Origin of the sequence: Streptomyces sp. NPDC087215, assembly GCF_044744885.1 — a bacterium.
In the GTDB taxonomy this organism is placed as follows: domain Bacteria; phylum Actinomycetota; class Actinomycetes; order Streptomycetales; family Streptomycetaceae; genus Streptomyces.
This window is the reverse complement of the sequence record NZ_JBIUZD010000008.1, coordinates 178,958-199,740: the sequence shown is the minus strand read 5'-3', so window position 1 is coordinate 199,740 and position 20,783 is coordinate 178,958. Positions and strand designations below refer to the sequence as shown.

Genomic DNA, 20,783 nt, shown 5'->3' with positions numbered 1-20,783 from the left:
GCGGGCCCGGGATGCACTGCCCCCATGAGCACCGACCAGCCGCCGTCCGGCCAGCCGCCCGAGGAGGACCCGTTCCTCAAGAGGCCGCAGGAGCCCCCGCAGCCCTCCGGCGGTCAGCCGCCGCCGTCCGGCCCGCCCCCTGAGGGACCCCCGCCGGGTGACCCGTACGGGTCCTCCGGCGGTTCCCCGTACGGGCCGTCGGACGGTTCTCCCTACGGGTCGTCCGGCGGCTCCCCCTACGACGGCGGGATGCCACCGCCGCCGTCCTCCCCGTACGGCGGCGGGGCCTACGGCGGGAGCGATCCGCTCTCCGGGATGCCGCCGCTCGCGGAGTCGGGCCGCCGCATCATCGCCCGGGTGATCGACTGGCTGATCATCGCCATTCCGCTGGCGATCATCGGCATCCCGTTCGACATCTACCGACGGGCCACCGAGGACAGCTTCGGCAGCGGTGAGGGGCTGGGCTTCCAGCTGCTCACGATCGTCGCGTTCGTCGCGTACGACACGGTGATGACGGCGAGGACCGGCCAGACCGTGGGCAAGAAGCTGATGAAGCTCCGGGTCGCGATGCTCAACGACGGCTCGACGCCCCCGATGAACCAGTCGCTGCTGCGGGCCGTGGTCCTGTGGCTGCCCGCGCTGATCTGCTGCGCCTGTCTGTGGCCGCTGCTCCTGCTGATCCTGATCCTGGTCGACAAGCCCTACAAGCAGGGTCTGCACGACAAGGCGGCGAAGACGGTGGTCGTCGCCGTGCCGCAGTAGGGACCGGGCCGGAGCGTCAGGGACCGGTCCGGGTCTCGGCCCCCGCGCCGACGCGGGCGGCCGGCGCACGGACCGGTGCCTCCGCCGGGGTCGGGAGAACGGTGCCGGGGGTCTTGACGGAGCCCGCCCGCGCGGGCATCGTCACCGCCACGAACAGTCCGAGCAGCAGTCCGGCGAGGCTCGCCGCCGCGACACCGGCGGTGCTCGTCGTGCCGGAGAGCAGCAGCAGGGCGACGGTCGTGAGGACGACGGTGGCCGTGCCGCAGGCGAGCTGTGCGGCGTTCGGACGCTGCATGTCGGGACCGCCCCCTCAGGAGGTCGCTTCGGCCTGGGCGCCGGTGTCCGGACGCCGGTTCGACTGTACCGACGGTGGGTGTCCGAGCGGAACGGGCACGTGCGGGACCGCACCCGGGGCGCGGATGCACGGGGGGCGCACGGAGGCACGCTCTCTGTGATCTTGATCGTCATGGGCCCGCCGTCTGTCCGATAGTCAGAATCCATCTGCCGCATAATGCAGTTGGTATGTGCAAGTCAAGATCTGTCTTTTCTGGTCTCCCTCCGGTCGAATGTCGTCACTTGTGACGCGCGACCCCGCCGGACGGACACCCCACCTTCGGTCCGAGGGCGCGGGCGCCGGGGAGGACAACTTCAAGTGACCAATAGACGACGGGCGATCAGAACGTCCGCAGTGGTCGTGGCGCTGGCGGCTACCGCCGCGACCGCCTCGACCTTCAGCACCGCTTGGGCGGACAACAACGGCCGTGTGAACGTGGCCGACGTGCGTCATGACCCGGCGCCCGGCGCCGGGATCGACAAGACCACGGTCGACCACGATCTCGACGGCCCGTTCAGCCAGCAGCAGGCCCAGCAGCGCAAGGCCGCTCTGGAGCAGGTACTGAACGGCAAGTCGAAGGTGGAGCGCCGCGGCGGCTCTCAGGTCGTCAAGCTCGACAGCAAGAAGTACGTCGAGCTCGGGCGTGAGAAGACCGACAAGATCTTCACGATCCTGGTCGAGTTCGGCGACAAGGTGGACAACACCACCCTCGTCGACCGCGCGGACGACAACACCCCGGACCTGAAGCCGAAGTTCGGCGGCACGCCGGGGCCCCTGCACAACCAGATAGCCCAGCCGGACCGGGAGGACGACAACTCCACGGACTGGAAGGCCGACTACAACCAGAAGCACTTCCAGGACCTGTACTTCGGCACCGGCAAGGACGCCAAGGGACAGCCCAAGCAGTCGCTGAAGACCTACTACGAGAAGACCTCGTCCGGCCGTTACTCGGTCGACGGCGCCGTCTCCGACTGGGTCAAGGTCGAGTACAACGAGGCCCGTTACGGCTCGAACTACTGCGGCAACAACAACTGCTCCAACGTCTGGGACGCCGTCCGCGACGGTGTCACCGCGTGGACCGCCGACCAGAAGGCCAAGGGCCGCACCGACGCCCAGATCAAGGCCGACCTGGCGCAGTACGACCTGTGGGACCGGTACGACTTCGACGGCGACGGCAACTTCAACGAGCCCGACGGGTACATCGACCACTTCCAGATCGTCCACGCGGGCGAGGACGAGTCCGCGGGCGGCGGCGCCCAGGGCCGGGACGCCCTGTGGGCGCACCGCTGGTACGCGTACGGCACCAACGTGGGCAAGACCGGCCCCGACAACAACAAGGCCGGTGGCACCCAGATCGGCGACTCCGGCATCTGGGTCGGCGACTACACGATGCAGCCGGAGAACGGCGGCCTCGGCGTCTTCGCGCACGAGTACGGCCACGACCTCGGTCTGCCGGACCTGTACGACACCTCCGGTCTCCCCGGCGCCGAGAACTCGACCGGCTTCTGGACGCTCATGTCGTCCGGTTCCTGGCTCGGCAAGGGCAAGGACGCCATCGGTGACCTGCCCGGCGACATGACCGCCTGGGACAAGCTCCAGCTCGGCTGGCTGAACTACACCAAGGTGTCGAACGACGGCCGGCAGACGAAGTCCACGCACAAGCTGGGCGTCTCCGAGTACAACACCAAGAACCCGCAGGCGCTCATCGTCGAGCTGCCGAAGAAGACGGTTCCCACCGAGGTCGTCGCGCCCGCCGAAGGCGCCACGCAGTGGTGGAGCGGCATGGGCGACAACCTCAAGAACACCCTGACCCGCCCGGTCGACCTCACCGGCAAGACGTCCGCCTCCCTTGAGCTCAAGGGCTGGTACGACATCGAGCTCGACTACGACTACCTCTACGCCGAGGTGTCCACCGACGGCGGCGCCAACTGGACCGCCCTCGACGGCACCGCCGACGGCAAGGCGCTCCCGCGCGACGCCAGCGGCGCCCCGGCGCTGACCGACGTCTCCGGCACGCACAAGTCGCTGGTCTACGGCCTCGACGCCTACGCGGGCAAGAAGTTCGACCTCCGCTTCCGCTACCAGACGGACGGCGGCGCGGGCGGCAAGGGCTTCACCGCCGACGCCATCACCGTCAAGGCCGACGGCGCCCCCGTCTTCTCCGACGGTGTCGAGAACGGCGACAACGGCTGGGTCTCGAAGGGCTTCTCGCGGATCGGCAACGGCTTCACGAAGCAGTACGAGCAGTACTACATCGCGGAGAACCGCCAGTACGTCTCCTACGACACCACGCTGAAGACCGGCCCGTACAACTTCGGCTTCACCGGTGACAAGGCCAGCTGGGTCGAGCACTACCCGTACCAGAACGGTCTGCTCATCTGGAAGTGGGACCTCTCCCAGAAGGACAACAACACCGCCGTCCACCCGGGCACCGGTCTGATCCTTCCGGTCGACGCCCACCCGACGCCGCTGAAGTGGTCCGACGGCACGCTGATGCGCAACCGCGTCCAGTCGTACGACGCCACCTTCGGCACGTACCGGACCGACAGCATCCTCCTCCACAAGAACGACGTCGCCAACTGGGTGAAGTCGCAGCCGGGCAACCCCGTCTTCGACGACCGCAAGGGCACCTACTGGTTCGAGGAGACCAAGCGCGCCGGTGTCAAGACAACTGACACCAACACCAAGATCGAGGTCGTCAAGGAGCCGAAGAGCGGCGAGACGATCACGGTCCGAGTGGGTCCCTCCACCAAGTAATTCGGTAAAGCACCAGGTCAAGCCATGATCGGCCGTCGCCCCCTAGCGGGCGGCGGCCGATCGTGTTTAGGTGCGTCTGACGGTCCCTGTCACCGTCCTTATTGACAGTCGATCCACGGGGGAAGTGGTTCAACATGCCCAACGGAGGGTTCTGCAAGCTGCCGGGAGGCAGCGTGGTGGTGGCGATAGGACTGCCGAGTCCGGCCCGCGACGGCGCCACCGTGCGCTTCCTCGTCCACGCCGCGAACCGCGCCCGCGCCCTGACCAGGCTGCGCAACCTGGGGCTGCGGGCGGTCTATCTGCGCGGCAACACCGAGCCGCCCACCCCGGACGAGATCACGGCCGTCCTGCACCACCCGGACGGCCTGCTGTGGAGATCCGCCCCGGGCACCGCCCAGGAGCTCTGGCACCCCGCACGGTCCCTCCCCAGGGAACCCGCGGCCTGACCCCGGCCCCGAGGTCCTCCCAGGGAACACGGCCCCGCCCCCCCAAGGACGGCCCGCCCCCCCAAGGACGGCCCCGCCCCCTCAGGGGCACGGCTCCACCCTCAGGAGTGTCGCCCCCCTCGGCGGTACGCCCCCGTCTCAGCGGGTACGGCTCAGCGGTACGGCCTCAGCCGAGCACCGGCTTCCCGGTCAGCTCCACGCCCGCCGCCCGCAGCTCCGCCAGGGCCCGCTCGGTCGTCGGCCGCGCCACCCCGGCCGTCAGATCGAGCAGCACCCGGGTCCTGAACCCCTCCCCGGCCGCGTCCAGGGCCGTCGCCCGGACACAGTGGTCGGTGGCGATGCCCACCACGTCGACCTCGGTGACGTTCCGCTCGCGCAGCCACTCCGCGAGCGTCCGCCCGTTCTCGTCCCGCCCCTCGAACCCGCTGTACGCGGCCGAGTAGGCGCCCTTGTCGAAGACCGCGTCGATCGCCCCGCTGGCGACCGCCGGAGCGAAGTTCGGGTGGAAGCCCACTCCCTCCGTACCGGCCACGCAGTGCACCGGCCAGGAGGTCACGTAGTCCGGCTGCTCACCGGCCGGGGCGAAGTGGGCCCCCGGGTCGACGTGGTGGTCACGGGTGGCGACCACCTGCCGGTAGGAGGAGCCCGCCGTCTGGCCGACCAGGTCGGTGATGGCGGCGGCGACGTCCGCGCCGCCGGTCACCGCGAGGCTGCCGCCCTCGCAGAAGTCGTTCTGCACGTCCACGACGATCAATGCGCGCTGCATGGCGGGTGTCCTTGTCCTGGGGGAGGGCGCGTCGGGAAGGCGCGTCGGGAAGGGGAGGGGTCCGAGCCTAGAGACTTCCCCCTCCCGCCGGGAGGGGGCGTTCCGGGCGACCTCGGCGGGAGCGGCCCCGCGGGCGCGCGTCACCCGCACGCCGTCACCCGTGCCCGCACGCCGTCACCCGTGCCCGCACGCCGTCACCCGCGTTCCGTCACACGTACTCCGTCGGCAGCACCGGCTCGCCCCGGGACAGCTGCATCGCCGACATCGGGAGCGCGGCACGGGCCGCGAGGTGCCGGGACCTGGCGGCCTCCAGGGGTTCCCGGGCCACCACCTCGCCGCCCACGACCAGCGGGACGAGCAACTGGTGGTCCACCAGCTCCTCGGGCACCGGCCCGGTGCCCACGACCTCCGCCTCGGCCACCCCGTCCGCGTCCGGCCGCCGGGCCGCCCACTTGCGCCCGCCGACCGACGCCTTGCCGCCCAGCGACTTCTTGGCGACCGGGACCAGCGGCGCCGCCGGATCGGCCGAGGCGGCCCGCGCGACCAGCTTGTACACCATGGAGCAGGTCGGATGGCCGCTGCCGGTGACCAGCTGCGTGCCCACCCCGTACGCGTCGACCGGCGCCGCCGCCAGCGAGGCGATGGCGTACTCGTCCAGGTCCGAGGTGACCACGATCCGGGTGTCGCGCGCGCCCAGCTCGTCCAGCTGCGCCCGCACCCGGTGCGCGACGAGCAGCAGGTCGCCGGAGTCGATCCGGACGGCGCCGAGTTCGGGCCCCGCCACCTCCACGGCGGTCCGCACGGCCTCGGTCACGTCGTAGGTGTCCACCAGCAGGGTCGTACCGCGCCCCAGGGTCTCGACCTGGGCCCGGAACGCCTCCCGCTCGGTGTCGTGCAGCAGGGTGAAGGCGTGGGCGGAGGTGCCGACGGTCGGGATGCCGTAGCGGAAGCCCGCCGCGAGGTCCGAGGTCGAGTCGAAGCCGCCGACGTAGGCGGCGCGGGCGGAGGCGACGGCCGCCAGTTCGTGGGTGCGCCGGGCCCCCATCTCGATCAGCCGGCGCCCACCGGCCGCCGCCGACATGCGGGAGGCGGCTGCGGCGATGGCCGAGTCGTGGTTGAGGACGGAGAGGATCACCGTCTCCAGGAGCACGCACTCGGCGAAGGAGCCCTCGACGCGCAGCAGCGGGGAGCCGGGGAAGTACACCTCGCCCTCGGGGTAGCCCAGGACGTCGCCGGAGAAGCGGTAGCGGGCCAGCCACTCCAGGGTCGGCCCGTCGACGGTCCCGCGCTCGCGCAGGAAGTCCAGGAGGTCGGGGTCGAAGCGGAAGTTCTCGATGGCGTCGAGGACCCGTCCGACGCCCGCGAGGACGCCGTAGCGCCGCCCCTCGGGCAACCTCCGGGTGAAGACCTCGAAGACCGAGCGCCGGTCGGCGGTCCCGGCCCTGAGGGCCGCCTGGAGCATGGTCAGCTCGTACTGGTCGGTGAAGAGCGCGGTCGACGGCACGCCCACCTGTCGCCCACCGCCCTCCCGAGGACGCGTTCCGCGCACTTCTTCGTTCGGCAGCCCAAGGTCCGCAGCGTTCATGGCAGCGATGCTAACCCGGAAATCGTCACTCTGACGATTTCCGGTCCGCGAGAGGCGGAATGGGTGCATCCGTTTGTGCGACGGGCCCTCCGGAGTGGCAGCATGGGGGGAGTGAGCGTCGCGCCTGTTGAGATCGAACGTACGGAATCGGCCGAGGATGTCTCCGCGGTCGTCGAACCCGACGTGCCCTGGGTGACCCTGGTGCACAATGATCCGGTCAATCTGATGAGTTATGTGGAGTATGTCTTCCAGGCCTATTTCGGACACTCCAAGGACAAGGCGCACAAGCTGATGCTCGACGTGCACCACAAGGGCCGCGCGGTCGTCTCCAGCGGCACCCGCGAGGAGATGGAGCGCGACGTGCAGGCCATGCACGGCTACGGGCTGTGGGCCACCCTCTCGCAGGACCGCGGCTGATGGCCGGGCGTTTCGACCGGCTGCCCGACGGCGGCGCCTCCGTCGCCCTCGACGACGTCGAGATCTCCATCCTGCGTTCCCTCGCGGTCCAGCTCATGGAGCTGATCGGGCCGGGCGACGAGCCCGCGCCGGACGCCGACCCGCTGGCCGCGCTGTTCGCCGAGGGCCCGAGCGAGCCGCCGTCCGACCCGGCGCTGCGGCGCCTCTTCCCCGACGCGTACGGGAACGGGAGCGAGGAGCTGCGGTCCGCCGCGTCCGACTTCCGCCGCTTCACCGAGAACGACCTGCGGGCCCGCAAGCGCCAGGACGCCCTCGTCGTGATCCGCGCGCTCGACGGGCTCTCCGTCACGGACGAGGGCGGGGCGGTCCTGGAGCTGACCCCGGACGAGTCCCGGGCGTGGCTCGGCGCGCTCAACGACCTCCGGCTGACCATAGGCACCCGCCTGGAGGTCGCGGACGACGAGGAGAGCGAGCGGCTGTACCGGCTGCCGGACTCCGATCCCCGCAAGCCGATGGTGATGGCGTACCTCTGGCTCGGCGCCCTCCAGGAGTCACTCATCGAGACCCTGATGCCGTAGCCGGCGCCGCAAGAACCCTTTCCGTTCGCTCAGCGGACGCTCAAATCCGGATAACGAATGCGTTATCAGAGCGTCCGCTTTGCCGTGTTGAATCCTTTTCCTCTGTTCTTTTCCGTGGTGCGGGTCACACGCAACTCCGTCCATCGCGTCCCACCCCGTGATAAATCTTCACGACCGCTCGGGGACGCCACCCCTGTTCCCGAGGGCGCTTCGACCGGCTGACCGCCGGTGGCACTCCATCCACATCCGGGGGGATCAGGAACTGGTCCGCGGCGGACGCACACGCGAACGCGCGGATCGGCATGGAGAAAGGCGCACCACCATGACCTCTGTGCAGGTCGACCAGGAGCACGGCGGCGACGGGTCCGTGGGCGGCGGCGAGGGCTACCAGCGTGGCCTCGGCGCCCGGCAGATCCAGATGATCGCGATCGGCGGCGCCATCGGCACCGGTCTCTTCCTCGGCGCGGGCAAGGCCATCGCCAAGGCGGGACCCAGTCTCATCCTCGCGTACGCGGTCGCGGGCCTGGTCATCTTCTTCATCATGCGGGCCCTCGGCGAGCTCCTCATGTACCGCCCGGTGTCCGGCTCCTTCTCGGAGTACGCCCGCGAGTTCGTCGGCCCCTTCGCGGGCTTCGTCACCGGCTGGACGTACTGGCTCTTCTGGGTCGTCACCGGCATCACCGAGGTCACCGCCGCCGCCACCTACATGACGTACTGGTGGGACATCCCGCAGTGGATCTCCGCACTCGTCTTCACCGTGGTCCTCTACGGCGCGAACCTGATCTCCGTGAAGCTGTTCGGCGAGATCGAATTCTGGTTCTCGATGGTGAAGGTCACCGCGATCATCGGGATGATCCTGATCTGCGCGGGCATCCTCACCCTCGGCTTCTCCGACGCCGGTGACACCGCGACCGTCGCCCACCTGTGGAACCAGGGCGGCTTCTTCCCGAACGGCGTCGGCTCCACGCTGATGACCCTCCAGATCGTGATGTTCGCCTTCCTCGCCGTCGAGCTCGTCGGCGTCACCGCGGGCGAGTCCAAGGACCCGAAGACCGTCCTGCCCAAGGCCATCAACACCGTGCCGTGGCGCATCGCCGTCTTCTACGTCGGCGCGCTGATCATGATCCTGTCGGTCGTCCCGTGGACCGAGTTCCAGCCGGGCGTCTCCCCGTTCGTCGCCGCCTTCGAGAAGATGGGCCTCGGCGTCGGCGCCGCGATCGTCAACTTCGTCGTGCTGACCGCCGCGCTCTCCTCCTGCAACTCGGGCATGTACTCCACCGGCCGGATGCTGCGCGACCTCGCGCTCAACGGCCAGGGCCCGAAGGCCTTCACGAAGCTCACGAAGAACGGCATCCCGCTCCTCGGCACCACCTTCTCCGCCGCGCTCATGCTGGTCGGCGTCTGGATCAACTACATCGCCCCCGGCAAGGCCTTCGAGTACGTCGTCTCCTTCGCCACCATCTCCGGCATGTGGGCCTGGATCATGATCCTGGTCTGCCAGATCCGCTACCGCGCCAAGGCGAACCGGGGCGAACTCCCCCAGTCCTCCTTCAAGGCCCCCGGCGCCCCCTGGACCAGTTGGTTCGCGCTCGCCTTCATCGGCATGGTGATCGTGATGATGGGCCTCGACGAGGGCGCCCGCGTCTCCCTCTACTGCGCCCCGCTCTGGGGCCTCCTGCTCGGCGTCGCCTATCTGGTCCTGAAGTCCCGCGACCCCGAGGGCGCGGCCTTCAGGAAGCGGGCCTGAAGCCGCCGGTTCGGCCCGGCCCGGCCCGTCCCCGGACAGGGGACGGGACGCCGCCCGAGCGCGACGAGGCCCCGCGTCCCCCTCCAGGAGGGCGCGGGGCCGTTCGGCTCTCAGGCCGATTCGTTCTCGGACACGAGCATCCGCAGCGTGAGCGAGTACTTCTCGGGCGGAAGGGCTCCCAGCGCCCTGCGCGCGGGTCCGGCTCCTTCCGCCTCGCCGCGTTCGTTCGCCACCAGGGCACCGCGTGGTCGGAGGTCTGCTCGTACGGCCGCACGCCACCACCGGGGCTGTCGCGGTCGCGGCCACGCCGGACAGGAACGTGCGACGTTTCATCCCGCTCTCAAGGACAGACCAGAGGGACGTCCAGTACGGCGGACAGGCACCGAAGGTAGAACCTGCCCGGTTCCACCCCGCAACGCTCCCACGTCCTCCGCCGCCCGGCGGTGGCGCGCAGTGGCCCGCGTCGGCGCGTATGCTCCGGCGGCCGACCGGGGAGGAGTGGGCGAGCGTCCGCCCGCTGATCACGCCCGTCCGGAGGGAAGGGCCGTGACGGTGGCCGCGCGGCGGCCCGAGGGGGTGCCGTGACGGGCCCGTGGGCGGTGATACCGCCCGCGTACGTCGCCGAGGTGTACGCGGTGGGGCCGGTCGCCGGGACCTGGCTGCCGACGACGTACAGCCTGGGCTCGTTCGAGACCTTCTCACCCGAGCTCGTGCCGTGCCGGATCCGGGGCGAGGCCCTGCGGCTCGCCGACCGGCTCGACCCCGACCCCGCCCGGATGGACCGGCTCCCGCCGCGCACCCACCGCACCGCACCCCCCGGCCCCCACTGCGCCGACGGACTCCGGGACTGGGCGGGGGAGCGAGGACGCCGCCGCCCACGCCCGCGAGACCCCGCGCGTCCGCAGCCCGCTCCGCCTCACCTTCACCGACCGGGACTGCGCCCACGTCCTCAGCGTCTGGCTCAGCACCGCGCGCACCGCAGCCGACCCCGGGGTCCCCGCCCGGCACCCCGCCGGTCCAGGCCCGGCGGCCCGCCCCGGCACGGCCGACCGGTCTCCCTCGCCGTACCGTCCGTGACGCCCCACGCCGAGCGGGGGTCTGCCGCAGCGCGTCGTCGCGCCGCTCCCCCCAGGGACACGCTCCCCACCCACCCGGCCCGACCTGCATCGTCCCAGCATCCGGATCGTCCCGTACCACCCCTCGGTACGGGGCGGCCCGTCCGCTTATCCTGGCGCCATGCTGACCATCACCCGGGCCCTGTACGACCAGATCGTGGAACACTCCCGCGCGGACCACCCCGACGAGGCCTGCGGCGTGGTCGCGGGCCCGGCGGGCTCCGGCCGCCCCGAGCGGTTCATCCCCATGCTGAACGCCGCCCGCTCGCCCACCTTCTACGAGTTCGACTCCACGGACCTGCTCAAGCTCTACCGCGAGATGGACGACCGGGACGAGGAACCCGTCATCGTCTACCACTCGCACACCGCGACCGAGGCGTACCCGTCCCGCACGGACATCACCTACGCCAACGAGCCCCAGGCCCACTACGTCCTCGTCTCCACCGCCGACAGCGACGGCGCGGGCCCCTTCCAGTTCCGCTCCTTCACCATCGTCGACGGCGTCGTCACCGAGGAGGACGTCAAGGTCGTCGAGGCGTACGAGCCCGAGACCGTCTGAGCCCGCCGTACGCCGAGGGCGTCGCCCCCCCCGGCGGCCCCGTGGGCGCCGTCCGCGAGCCGCACCGGCCCGGATGAGACACTGACCCGGACCAACGGGCGGCAGGGCCCAGGAAGCCGGTGCGAATCCGGCACGGTCCCGCCACTGTGACCGCCCCTCCGGGGACGGAAGCCAGGAACTGACCTGCCGCCTCCCGCACCGGTCGGGGACGTGGAAATCCCCGGAGGAGGCACGTTCCGTCATGATCCGGCACCGCAAGCTGCTGCCCGCGCTCGCCCTCGTCCCGCTGCTCGCCGCCTGCGCGACCACCCCCGTACCGGACGCCCCGGCCGCCGAGGCCGCCGCGGGATTCCCGTACACCGTCGACAACTGCGGTGTGAAGAGCACCTACCAGGCCCCGCCGAAGCGCGCCGTCACCATGAACCAGCACGTCACCGAGGTCATGCTCGCCCTCGGTCTGGAGAAGTCGCTCGTCGGCACCGCCTACCTCGACGACGCCGTCCTCCCCGCCTACGAGAAGGCGTACGACTCCATACCGGTCCTCGCGAAGGAGTACCCCTCCAAGGAGGCCCTGCTCGCCGCGAACCCCGACTTCGTCTACGGCGGCTACTCCTCCGCCTTCTCCGCCAAGGACGGCCGCAGCCGAGACGACCTGGCCCGCGCGGGCATCGCCACCCGCCTCAACACCGAGTACTGCCCCACCGGTTCGACCTCCGTCGACGACCTCTACCGCGAAGTCCGCGAGACCGGCCGCACCTTCGGCGTCACCGGCCGCGCCGACACCTGGGTGGGCGAGGCCCGCGCCACCCTCGCCGCCACCGAGAAGCGCCTCAAGGGCGTCGAGCCGGTCTCCGTCCTCGTCTACGACAGCGGCGACAAGACCGCCTTCACCGCGGGCGGCAAGGGCATCGGCAACGAACTCATCACCCGCGCCGGCGGCCGGAACGTCTTCGCCGACCTCGACAAGACCTTCGGCGACGCCACCTGGGAACAGGTCGTCGCCCGCAAGCCCGACGTCGTCGTCATCTACGACTACGGCTCCACCACCGTCGAACAGAAGAAGAAGCGGCTCCTCGACGACCCCGCCCTCAAGGACGTCCCCGCGATCAAGAACCGCAGGTTCGCCGTCATGCCGCTCTCCGACACCGTCCTCGGCGTCCGCGTCCCCGCCGCCGTCGACAAGCTCGCCGCCCAGCTCCACCCCGCCCGCTGACCGCGGCCCCGTGAAGACCGCAGCCCGCCCCGCCCCGGCCACCCCCCGGGCCGGGGCCCCCGGCCTCCCCGCGCCCGCCCGCCCCCTCCGCCACGCCCTCGTCGTCACCGGCCTCCTCGCCGCGCTCGCCGCCGCCGCCCTGGCCTCCCTGGCGCTCGGCTCCGTGCGCGTCCCGCCCGGCCAGGTCCTCGACGCCCTCACCGGCCGGGCCGCCCCCTCCCCGTTCCGCACGATCGTCCTCGACGTCCGGCTGCCCCGCGTCCTGCTCGGCGTCATCGTCGGCGCCGGACTCGCCGTCGTCGGCGCCGTCCTCCAGGCCCTCGTCCGCAACCGGCTCGCCGACCCCTTCCTCCTCGGCATCTCCTCCGGCGCCTCCGCCGGAGCCGTCCTCGTCCTGGTCGTCGGCGGCGGGATCGGCCTCGTCGGCGGAGTGACCACCACCGTCGCCCTGCCCGCCGGAGCCTTCGCCGGAGCCCTCCTCGCCCTCGTCCTCGTCTACGGGCTCGCCCGCCGGGGCGGCACCATGACCGGCACCCGGCTCGTCCTCGCCGGAGTCGCCGTCTCCTACATCCTGTCCGCGCTCGCCACCCTCGTCCTGGTCGTCGGCGGACGCCCCGAACAGTTCCAGGAAGCCCTGTTCTGGTCGCTCGGCGGACTCGGCAGCGCCCGCTGGGACACCCTCGTCCTGCCCGCCGTCGTCCTCGTCCTCGGCACCGGACTCCTCCTCACCCTCGCCCGCCCCCTCGACCTCCTCCTCGTCGGCGAGGAGAGCGCCACCGTCCTCGGCCTCGACATCGCCCGCTTCCGCGCCGCCGTCTTCGTCCTCGCCTCCCTCGTCACCGCCGTCATGGTCGCCGCCAGCGGCGCCGTCGGCTTCGTCGGACTGATGGCCCCGCACGCCGCCCGGCTCGCCGTCGGCGCCCCGCACCGCAGACTGCTGCCCGTCGCCGCCCTCGGCGGCGCCCTCGCCCTCGTCCTCGCCGACCTCGCGGCCCGGACCGTCGCCGCACCCCAGGACATCCCCGTCGGCGTCCTCACCGCCCTCACCGGCGGCCCGTTCTTCCTCTGGCTGATGCGCCGCCGCCCGGAAGGAGCCCCCCTGTGACCGGACTGCGCCTGCACGGACTCTCGTACGAGGACCGGCTCCGCTCCGCCGACCTCACCGTCCGCCCCGGCGAGACCGTCGGACTCATCGGCCCCAACGGCAGCGGCAAGACCACCCTCCTGCGCTGCGTCTACGGCACCCTCACCCCCACCGCCGGCCGCGCCCTCCTCGACGGCGACGACCTGCGCGCCCTCGGCCCCAAGGCCCGCGCCCGACGCGTCGCCACCGTCCCCCAGGACAGCGCCGTCGAGTTCGAACTGACCGTCCGCGAACTCGTCGCCCTCGGCCGCTCCCCGCACAAACGCTTCTGGGAGGGCGACACCGGCGCCGACCACGAACGCGCCGGGACCGCCCTCGCCCGCGTCGGCCTCGCGGACCTCGCCGACCGCCCGTACCCCACCCTCTCCGGCGGCGAACGCCAGCGCGCCCTCGTCGCCCGCGCCCTCGTCCAGGAACCGGACCTGCTCGTCCTCGACGAACCCACCAACCACCTGGACATCCGCCACCAGCTCGACGTCCTCGCCCTGGTCCGCGCCCTGGGCACCACCAACCTCCTCGCCCTCCACGACCTCAACCTGGCGGCGGCGTACTGCGACCGGCTCTACGTCCTGGAGGGCGGCCGGATCGTCACCGGCGGCACCCCCGCCGAGGTCCTCACCCCCGCCCTCCTGGAAGCCGTCTACGGGGTCCGCGCCGAGGTCGTCCCGCACCCCACGAGCGGCGTCCCGACCGTCCTCTACCAGCACCGTCCGGCAGCCGGTCAGGAATCATCCACCATGTGAGATCACATTCCGGAACCCGGACCGGGAATCGATACGATGAGCCCATGGTTTCCCACGACGTGAGCGAAGAGACTCCGGGCACGGTCATGCTCGTGGCCCGCCTGCACGTCGACCTGTGCCGCCTCGCCAGCGCGATGTGTCCGTCCCGCGCCGCGATCTGAAGACCGGCCGAGCGCACCCCGTACGACCCCCCTCCGCGCGGGGGCCCCAGCAGCGCGCCCAGCACGCCACTTCCGACAGGAGCCCACGCCATGGCCATCGAGGTCCGCATCCCGACCATCCTCCGCACCTACACCGACGGCGAGAAGGCCGTCGAGGGCAGCGGCGGCACCCTTGCCGAGCTCTTCGCCGACCTGGAGTCCCGCCACACCGGGATCGAGGCGCGCATCGTCGACGGCGGCAAGCTCCGCCGCTTCGTCAACGTCTACCTCAACGACGAGGACGTCCGCTTCCTCGACGGCATCGACACCAAGCTCACCGACGGCGACAGCGTCACGATCCTGCCGGCCGTCGCCGGCGGCATGGTCTGATCCACATGCGCTACGACTCCTCGCTGGCGGCGGTCGGCAACACCCCGCTGGTCCGCCTCCCCCGGCTCTCGCCCTCGGACGACGTCCGCATCTGGGCGAAGCTGGAGGACCGCAACCCGACCGGCTCGGTCAAGGACCGCCCCGCGCTCCACATGGTCGAGCAGGCGGAGAAGGACGGCCGCCTCACCCCCGGCTGCACCATCCTGGAGCCGACCAGCGGCAACACCGGCATCTCGCTGGCCATGGCCGCCAAGCTCAAGGGCTACCGCATCGTCTGCGTGATGCCCGAGAACACCAGCGAGGAGCGGCGGCAACTGCTCGCCATGTGGGGCGCCGAGATCATCTCGTCCCCCGCGGCGGGCGGCTCCAACACGGCGGTCCGCGTCGCCAAGGAACTGGCCGCCGAGAACCCGTCCTGGGTGATGCTCTACCAGTACGGCAACCCGCACAACGCGGGCGCCCACTACGCCACCACGGGCCCCGAGATCCTCGCCGACCTGCCCTCGATCACCCACTTCGTGGCCGGGCTCGGCACCACCGGCACCCTCATGGGCGTCGGCCGCTACCTGCGCGAGCACAAGCCCGATGTGAAGATCGTCGCCGCCGAGCCGCGGTACGACGACCTCGTGTACGGCCTGCGGAACCTCGACGAGGGCTTCGTACCGGAGCTGTACGACGCCTCCGTCCTCACCACCCGCTTCTCCGTCGGCTCCGCCGACGCGGTCACCCGCACCCGTGAACTCCTCCGGGAGGAGGGCATCTTCGCGGGCGTCTCCACCGGCGCGGCCCTGCACGCGGCCATCGGCGTCGGCAACAAGGCACTGAAGGCGGGCGAGAGCGCCGACATCGCGTTCCTCGTCGCCGACGGCGGCTGGAAGTACCTCTCGACCGGCCTCTACACGGCCGCCACCACGGAAGAGGCCATCGCCGCGGTCCAGGGCCAGCTCTGGGCCTGACGCCCGACGCCTGACACGGGCGCCGGGGGACGCCCCGGCGCCGACTCGACTCGGGCTCGCGTCCGGACTCGGGCTCGTCCTCCGGCCGGGTCCGGCCCCGGACGCGGGGCCCGGGTCCGGTCCGCCCGGTCCCGAGCCCCGACCACCCCGCCCCGACCGCACCGACCGGCTTCGTCGGCTCCCCGCTCAGCGGGCCAGGTGGCGGACCTGGTCCCACAGGACCGGGTCCGCCGCTCCCGCTCTGCGGCGGAAACCCGACAACGGGACCTCCCGCAGCTCGTCCGTCTCCAGGAAACTCGGCCGCCCCTGCGCGTCACCCACCGCGCCCGGCGGCAACGCGATCACCCCGGGCCGCTCGTCGTGGTACTTGCTGGTGATCTTGGCGACCAGCGCCAGGTCACCCCGTACCGAAAGCACCAGACACGGCCTGTCCTTGGCGCCGGGCCCGTCCTCGTAGGGCACCTCCGCCCACCAGATCTCGGCCGGTCTCGGCCGCCGCCCCGGCGCCCCGCCCGGCCCCGAGGGACCGCGCGCCGGACGCCCCGGCGGCCGGGTCCTTCCGGCGGGCCGCCGCCCCGGGGGCCGCCGGGCCGAACGCCTCCGCCCGTCGGAGAGCGCCACCACCAGAGCGATCACCACGACCGCGACCAGCGCGGGCCACCACGACGTGTCCATACCCCAAGACGGTACCGGCGCGCGGCCCGCTCCGCCGCGACGGCCCGCCATCCATCCGAACCGGTGACAGAGCCCGTGAGTTCGCCCACAACGGGCCGTCACGGAGGAGCGACAGGCCCGGCCGCGCCGTACGCTCGACTGACCGCACAGCCTCCCCCCCAGCGCGCTTTCCGTATCCGTCCACGGAGGTTCCCGCTCCATGAAGCTCACCGTCGTCGGCTGCTCCGGGTCGTTCCCGTCCGCGGACTCGGCCTGTTCGAGCTACCTCGTCGAGGCCGACGGCTTCCGGCTGCTCCTCGACATGGGCAACGGCGCCCTGGGCGAGCTGCAGCGCCACATCGGTCTGTACGACCTCGACGCGATCTTCCTCAGTCATCTGCACGCCGACCACTGCATCGACATGTGCGGGTACTTCGTCGCCCGCTACTACCGGCACGACGGCGGGCGCTGCGACGCGATCCCGGTCTACGCGCCGGAGGGCGCGGAGGAGCGGCTGACCACGGCGTACGCGGACACGCCCTCCCCCTCCTCGATGAGCGAGGTCTTCGACTTCCGGACCCTGAAGTCGGGTTCCTTCGAGATCGGCCCGTTCTCGGTGCGCACGGAGAAGGTGTCCCATCCGGTGGAGGCGTACGGCATCCGGGTCGAGCACGGCGGGCGCTCGCTCACGTACTCCGGGGACACCGGGACGTGCGAGGCGCTGCACGAGCTGGCCGAGGGCACCGACCTCTTCCTCTGCGAGGCGTCCTTCACGCACGGCAAGGAGGACGTCCCGGCCCTGCACCTCAACGGCAGGGAGGCGGGTGAGGAGGCGGCCCGCTCGTCGGTGGGGAGGCTCGTCCTCACCCACATCCCGCCGTGGACCGACGGCGAGCGGAACCTGGCGGACGCCCGCGAGGTCTACGCGGGCCCTTCGGAGCTGGCACGACCGGGCGCGGTCTACGAGATCTGAGCGCGGCCGCGGGTACGGCCGCAGCCGTACGGACCCGCGGACGGCCCGGCCGCGGGGACGGACTCCTACGGACGGACTCCTACGGACGGACTCCTACGGACGGACTCCTACGGACGAAAGGGGAGGGCCCCGGAACCTTCTGGTTCCGGGGCCCTCCCCTTCGTACGGGGTGAGGATCACGCCTTGGTGAGGTCCTCGATCTCCTCCTCGGGCTCGCGGCCCGGGGTGGAGAGGTTGAACTTGGTGATCGCGAAGCGGAAGAGCACGTAGTAGACCGCCGCGAAGACGAGACCGATCGGGATGATCAGCCATGGCTTCGTCGCGAGGTTCCAGTTCAGCAGGTAGTCGATGCCGCCCGCGGAGAAGGTGAAGCCCGCGTGGACTCCGAAGGCCCAGGTGACGGCCATGGATATGGCGGTCAGGACCGCGTGGATCGCGTACAGGACCGGCGCGATGAACATGAAGGTGAACTCGATCGGCTCCGTGATGCCGGTGACGAAGGAGGTCAGCGCGAGGGAGACCATCATGCCCATGACGGCCTTGCGGCGCTCGGGGCGAGCGGCGTGGGCGATGGCGATGGCGGCGGCCGGGAGGCCGAACATCATGATCGGGAAGAAGCCCGACATGAAGATTCCGGCGCTGGGGTCACCGGCGAAGAAGCGGTTGAGGTCACCGTGGACGACTTCGCCCGCCGCGTTGGTGAAGTCACCGATCTGGAACCAGGAGACGGTGTTCACGAACTGGTGCATCCCGACCGGGATCAGCGCGCGGTTGATGAGGCCGAAGAGACCGGCGCCACCGGCGCCGAGGCCGGTCATCCACTCGCCGAAGTTCGAGATGCCCTCACCGATCGGCTCCCAGACCAGACCGAACACGACACCGACGGCGGTGCCGACGAAGGCCATGATGATCGGGACGAGACGGCGGCCGTTGAAGAAGCCGAGCCAGTCCACCAGCTTGGTGCGGTGGAACTTCTGCCACAGGACCGCGGAGAGCAGACCCATCAGGATGCCGCCGAGGACGCCCGGGTTGTTGAACGTCGCGGCGACGTCGACACCCTTGTTGGCGGTCGTGTTGACGACGGCGTCGGTGATGGGGAAGGCCTTCAGCACGTTGCTGTAGACCAGGAAGCCGACGAGCGCGGCCAGGGCGGTGGAGCCGTCCGCCTTCTTGGCGAAGCCGATGGCGACACCGATGCAGAAGAGCAGGGGCAGGTTGTCGAAGACCGCACCGCCCGCCGTGGCGAAGACGGAGGCGACCTTGCCCCAGGCGAGGCCGTCGGCACCGAAGACATCGGGCTGGCCGAGACGGAGCAAGATACCCGCGGCCGGCAGCACGGCGATCGGCAGCTGCAGGCTGCGACCGACCTTCTGCAGGCCCTGGAACAGGCCGGATCCGCGCTTCTTCGCGGGAGCGGCGGCCTGGGCGGTGGCCGTACTCATCAACTTCCTCCAGAAAGGCAAGGCGCCGCCAGAGGACAGTGAAGGGGGGACGGCGACGTCTCGTGGAACGCGGTGGTCTGGACCGCGTGGTCTACACCAATCAGTGGTGTAGACCAGTTGTAGCACGTGTGACTTAGATAAGGAACCTGCGAATTCTGTGCTCTCAGCCATAGCCGGAAAGAGACGACACAAGGCCCCCGGACCGTCAGGTCCAGGGGCCTTCTGAGGGCCTTACCGCGGGGTCGAAAGTCCCGAAACGGTCAGCCGTGCGGCGGGGGGTGCGGGGTCACTTGACGTTGTCCCGCTCCATCTCCTCCTCCACCTCCTCGGGCTCGCGGCCCGGGGTCGGGAGGTTGAACTTGATGATCGCGAACCGGAAGATCACGTAGTACAGGGCCGCGAAGCCGAGTCCGATCGGGATGATCAGCCACGGTTTCGTCGCGAGGTTCCAGTTGATCAGATAGTCGATCAGACCGGCCGAGAAGCTGAAGCCGTCCTTCACTCCCAGCGCCCAGGTCAGTGCCATCGAAACGCCGGTCAGGACCGCGTGGATCGCGTACAGCACCGGGGCGATGAAGAGGAAGGAGTACTCCAGCGGCTCGGTGATGCCGGTGACGAACGAGGTCAGGGCCACCGAGAGCATCAGACCGCCGACCGCCTTGCGCCGGTGCGGCTTCGCGCAGTGGGTCATCGCGAGCGCCGCCGCCGGGAGCGCGAACATCATGATCGGGAAGAAGCCGGTGGTGAACTGGCCGGCGTTCGGGTCGCCCGCGAGGAACATGCTGATGTCACCGTGGACCACCGTGCCGTCCGGTTTCGTGTACGAACCGAACTGGAACCAGACGGGCACGTTCAGGAACTGATGCAGACCGATCACGAGCAGGGCGCGGTTCGCGACACCGAAGATGCCCGAGCCCCAGGCGCCCAGACCGACCAGCCAGTCGCTGAAGCTCTCCAGGGCGTCACCGATCGGCGGCCAGATCCACAGGCAGAGCGCCGCGAAGACGATGCCGACGAAGGCCATGATGATCGGCACGAGGCGGCGCCCGTTGAAGAAGCCGAGCCAGTCCACCAGCTTGGTGCGGTGGAACCGCTGCCACAGATAGGCGGCGAAGAGGCCCATCAGGATGCCGCCGAAGACACCCGGGTTCTGGTACGTGTACCCCGCGAAGGAGTCGTCCACCCCCAGGCAGCCGCCGCTGATGTCCTTCGTACCCGTCGGGCAGGCCTTCGGGAACTGGCGCAGCACCGTGTAGTAGACGAGGAAGCCGACGACGGCGGCGAGCGCGGTCGAGCCGTCCGACTTCTTCGCCATGCCGATCGAGACGCCGATGCAGAACAGCAGCGGCAGGCCCAGGCTGCCGTCGAGCAGGGCGCCGCCCGCGCCCGCCATCACCTTGGCGACGTCGTTCCAGCCCAGACCGTCCGCACCGAAGACGTCCGGCTGGCCGAGCCGGTTGATGATGCCCGCCGCGGGCAGGACCGCGATGGGCAGCTGAAGGCTCCGGCCCATCTTCTGGAGCCCCTGGAAGAGCGTGCTGCCCCAGGATTTCTGCCGCCCCGCCGCGGCGCTTTCGGTACTCATCGGCGTCCTCCCTGCCCGGAACAAGCCGGGTCCGCGTCTCGTTGCACTGGTGTAGACCAGTTGCGATAGGCTCCGGGAGCCCGTAGAGGACAGGCCGCCGGTGATCGTCATCATTCGACAGAACGGCGGCAGTCGCTCGCATAGTTGGGCCAACCGTGGGTTACCGTGAAAAAGCGGACCATAGGTGCGCCGAGATTCGCGTGCTCGCGAACGGAACGGACAGGGAGAAACACATGGCCAGCAAGGCTGAGAAGATCGTCGCCGGGCTCGGCGGCATCGAGAACATCGAAGAGGTCGAGGGCTGCATCACCCGCCTGCGCACCGAGGTCATCGACCCGAGCAAGGTCGACGAAGCCGCGCTCAAGGCCGCCGGCGCCCACGGCGTCGTGAAGATGGGCACCGCGATCCAGGTCGTCATCGGCACCGACGCCGACCCGATCGCCGCCGACATCGAAGACATGATGTAAGCAGCCGCAC

Annotated in this window: 22 protein-coding genes and 1 riboswitch; of the genes, 15 read left to right on the top strand and 7 right to left on the bottom strand. The window is 70.8% G+C overall.

Annotated features, from left to right (window positions below):
* Positions 1-24: 24 nt before the first annotated feature.
* Positions 25-762, top strand: a complete 738-nt coding sequence (locus ACIO92_RS21905; RefSeq protein ID WP_366441028.1) for an RDD family protein — start codon at positions 25-27, stop codon at positions 760-762.
* A 16-nt stretch (positions 763-778) separates the two neighbouring features.
* Here ACIO92_RS21905 and ACIO92_RS21900 read toward each other — a convergent pair whose 3' ends face one another.
* A complete protein-coding gene (locus ACIO92_RS21900; RefSeq protein ID WP_401237280.1) occupies positions 779-1,057 on the bottom strand; it encodes a hypothetical protein in 279 nt (92 codons plus the stop codon).
* Between the two features lie 357 nt (positions 1,058-1,414).
* Between ACIO92_RS21900 and ACIO92_RS21895 the strand changes: the two genes are divergently transcribed.
* Both ACIO92_RS21895 and ACIO92_RS21890 read left to right on the top strand, forming a co-directional pair.
* Positions 1,415-3,853 carry an immune inhibitor A domain-containing protein gene (locus tag ACIO92_RS21895; protein WP_366441030.1) on the top strand — a complete coding sequence of 813 codons (2,439 nt, stop codon included), beginning with the start codon at positions 1,415-1,417 and terminating at the stop codon, positions 3,851-3,853.
* A gap of 134 nt (positions 3,854-3,987) precedes the next feature.
* Positions 3,988-4,299 (top strand): hypothetical protein, encoded by a 312-nt coding sequence (locus ACIO92_RS21890; protein ID WP_366441031.1) that lies wholly within the window; start codon positions 3,988-3,990, stop codon positions 4,297-4,299.
* Positions 4,300-4,465: 166 nt separating this feature from the next.
* Here the strand turns inward: ACIO92_RS21890 and ACIO92_RS21885 are convergent, their stop codons facing one another.
* Both ACIO92_RS21885 and ACIO92_RS21880 read right to left on the bottom strand, forming a co-directional pair.
* Positions 4,466-5,065 carry a nicotinamidase gene (locus tag ACIO92_RS21885; RefSeq protein WP_366441032.1) on the bottom strand — a complete coding sequence of 200 codons (600 nt, stop codon included), beginning with the start codon at positions 5,063-5,065 and terminating at the stop codon, positions 4,466-4,468.
* A 208-nt stretch (positions 5,066-5,273) separates the two neighbouring features.
* Positions 5,274-6,650 (bottom strand): nicotinate phosphoribosyltransferase, encoded by a 1,377-nt coding sequence (locus ACIO92_RS21880; protein ID WP_401237281.1) that lies wholly within the window; start codon positions 6,648-6,650, stop codon positions 5,274-5,276.
* 102 nt (positions 6,651-6,752) lie between these two features.
* Between ACIO92_RS21880 and clpS the strand changes: the two genes are divergently transcribed.
* From clpS to ACIO92_RS21865, 3 genes are all read left to right on the top strand, one after another.
* Complete coding sequence (clpS, locus tag ACIO92_RS21875) at positions 6,753-7,067, top strand: ATP-dependent Clp protease adapter ClpS (RefSeq protein WP_366441033.1); 315 nt, start codon at positions 6,753-6,755, stop codon at positions 7,065-7,067.
* Complete coding sequence (locus ACIO92_RS21870) at positions 7,067-7,645, top strand: DUF2017 domain-containing protein (protein ID WP_366441034.1); 579 nt, start codon at positions 7,067-7,069, stop codon at positions 7,643-7,645. Before clpS ends, ACIO92_RS21870 begins: the two co-directional genes overlap by 1 nt.
* 322 nt (positions 7,646-7,967) lie before the next feature.
* The gene (locus tag ACIO92_RS21865; protein WP_366441035.1) at positions 7,968-9,392 is read left to right on the top strand and encodes an amino acid permease; all 1,425 of its coding nucleotides are present in this window, start codon (positions 7,968-7,970) and stop codon (positions 9,390-9,392) included.
* A 110-nt stretch (positions 9,393-9,502) separates the two neighbouring features.
* Here ACIO92_RS21865 and ACIO92_RS21860 read toward each other — a convergent pair whose 3' ends face one another.
* Positions 9,503-9,625: a hypothetical protein gene (locus tag ACIO92_RS21860; protein ID WP_402282754.1), complete on the bottom strand. Its 123-nt coding sequence runs from the start codon at positions 9,623-9,625 to the stop codon at positions 9,503-9,505.
* A 1,003-nt stretch (positions 9,626-10,628) separates the two neighbouring features.
* On the opposite strand from ACIO92_RS21860, the gene ACIO92_RS21855 reads away from it, so the two are divergent.
* The 7 genes from ACIO92_RS21855 to ACIO92_RS21825 all read left to right on the top strand — a co-directional run bounded on the left by ACIO92_RS21855 (position 10,629) and on the right by ACIO92_RS21825 (position 15,652).
* Positions 10,629-11,066 carry a M67 family metallopeptidase gene (locus ACIO92_RS21855; protein ID WP_366441037.1) on the top strand — a complete coding sequence of 146 codons (438 nt, stop codon included), beginning with the start codon at positions 10,629-10,631 and terminating at the stop codon, positions 11,064-11,066.
* Between the two features lie 109 nt (positions 11,067-11,175).
* Positions 11,176-11,247, top strand: a riboswitch (cobalamin riboswitch).
* Positions 11,248-11,307: 60 nt separating this feature from the next.
* On the top strand, positions 11,308-12,279 hold the full coding sequence (locus ACIO92_RS21850; RefSeq protein WP_366441038.1) for an ABC transporter substrate-binding protein: 972 nt from the start codon (positions 11,308-11,310) through the stop codon (positions 12,277-12,279).
* Between the two features lie 10 nt (positions 12,280-12,289).
* On the top strand, positions 12,290-13,384 hold the full coding sequence (locus ACIO92_RS21845) for an iron ABC transporter permease (protein WP_366441039.1): 1,095 nt from the start codon (positions 12,290-12,292) through the stop codon (positions 13,382-13,384).
* Positions 13,381-14,166: an ABC transporter ATP-binding protein gene (locus ACIO92_RS21840; RefSeq protein WP_366441040.1), complete on the top strand. Its 786-nt coding sequence runs from the start codon at positions 13,381-13,383 to the stop codon at positions 14,164-14,166. The genes ACIO92_RS21845 and ACIO92_RS21840 overlap by 4 nt, the downstream gene beginning before the upstream one ends.
* A 44-nt stretch (positions 14,167-14,210) precedes the next feature.
* Complete coding sequence (locus ACIO92_RS21835) at positions 14,211-14,327, top strand: putative leader peptide (RefSeq protein WP_366441041.1); 117 nt, start codon at positions 14,211-14,213, stop codon at positions 14,325-14,327.
* 90 nt (positions 14,328-14,417) lie between these two features.
* Positions 14,418-14,696 (top strand): MoaD/ThiS family protein, encoded by a 279-nt coding sequence (locus ACIO92_RS21830; protein ID WP_366441042.1) that lies wholly within the window; start codon positions 14,418-14,420, stop codon positions 14,694-14,696.
* A 5-nt stretch (positions 14,697-14,701) separates the two neighbouring features.
* A complete protein-coding gene (locus tag ACIO92_RS21825; RefSeq protein WP_366441043.1) occupies positions 14,702-15,652 on the top strand; it encodes a cysteine synthase in 951 nt (316 codons plus the stop codon).
* A gap of 186 nt (positions 15,653-15,838) precedes the next feature.
* Here ACIO92_RS21825 and ACIO92_RS21820 read toward each other — a convergent pair whose 3' ends face one another.
* Entirely contained in the window at positions 15,839-16,327 is a 489-nt protein-coding gene (locus tag ACIO92_RS21820) for a type II toxin-antitoxin system PemK/MazF family toxin (RefSeq protein ID WP_366441044.1), read from the bottom strand.
* 199 nt (positions 16,328-16,526) lie between these two features.
* Here ACIO92_RS21820 and ACIO92_RS21815 point away from each other — a divergent pair, with 199 nt between their 5' ends.
* The gene (locus ACIO92_RS21815) at positions 16,527-17,279 is read left to right on the top strand and encodes an MBL fold metallo-hydrolase (RefSeq protein WP_366441045.1); all 753 of its coding nucleotides are present in this window, start codon (positions 16,527-16,529) and stop codon (positions 17,277-17,279) included.
* Between the two features lie 176 nt (positions 17,280-17,455).
* Here the strand turns inward: ACIO92_RS21815 and ACIO92_RS21810 are convergent, their stop codons facing one another.
* Together ACIO92_RS21810 and ACIO92_RS21805 are read right to left on the bottom strand one after the other, a co-directional pair.
* Positions 17,456-18,721: a PTS transporter subunit EIIC gene (locus ACIO92_RS21810; protein WP_366441046.1), complete on the bottom strand. Its 1,266-nt coding sequence runs from the start codon at positions 18,719-18,721 to the stop codon at positions 17,456-17,458.
* Positions 18,722-19,007: 286 nt separating this feature from the next.
* Complete coding sequence (locus tag ACIO92_RS21805) at positions 19,008-20,306, bottom strand: PTS transporter subunit EIIC (RefSeq protein ID WP_366441047.1); 1,299 nt, start codon at positions 20,304-20,306, stop codon at positions 19,008-19,010.
* 233 nt (positions 20,307-20,539) lie between these two features.
* Here ACIO92_RS21805 and ACIO92_RS21800 point away from each other — a divergent pair, with 233 nt between their 5' ends.
* A complete protein-coding gene (locus ACIO92_RS21800) occupies positions 20,540-20,773 on the top strand; it encodes a glucose PTS transporter subunit EIIB (protein ID WP_018517946.1) in 234 nt (77 codons plus the stop codon).
* The last annotated feature ends 10 nt before the right edge of the window (positions 20,774-20,783 follow it).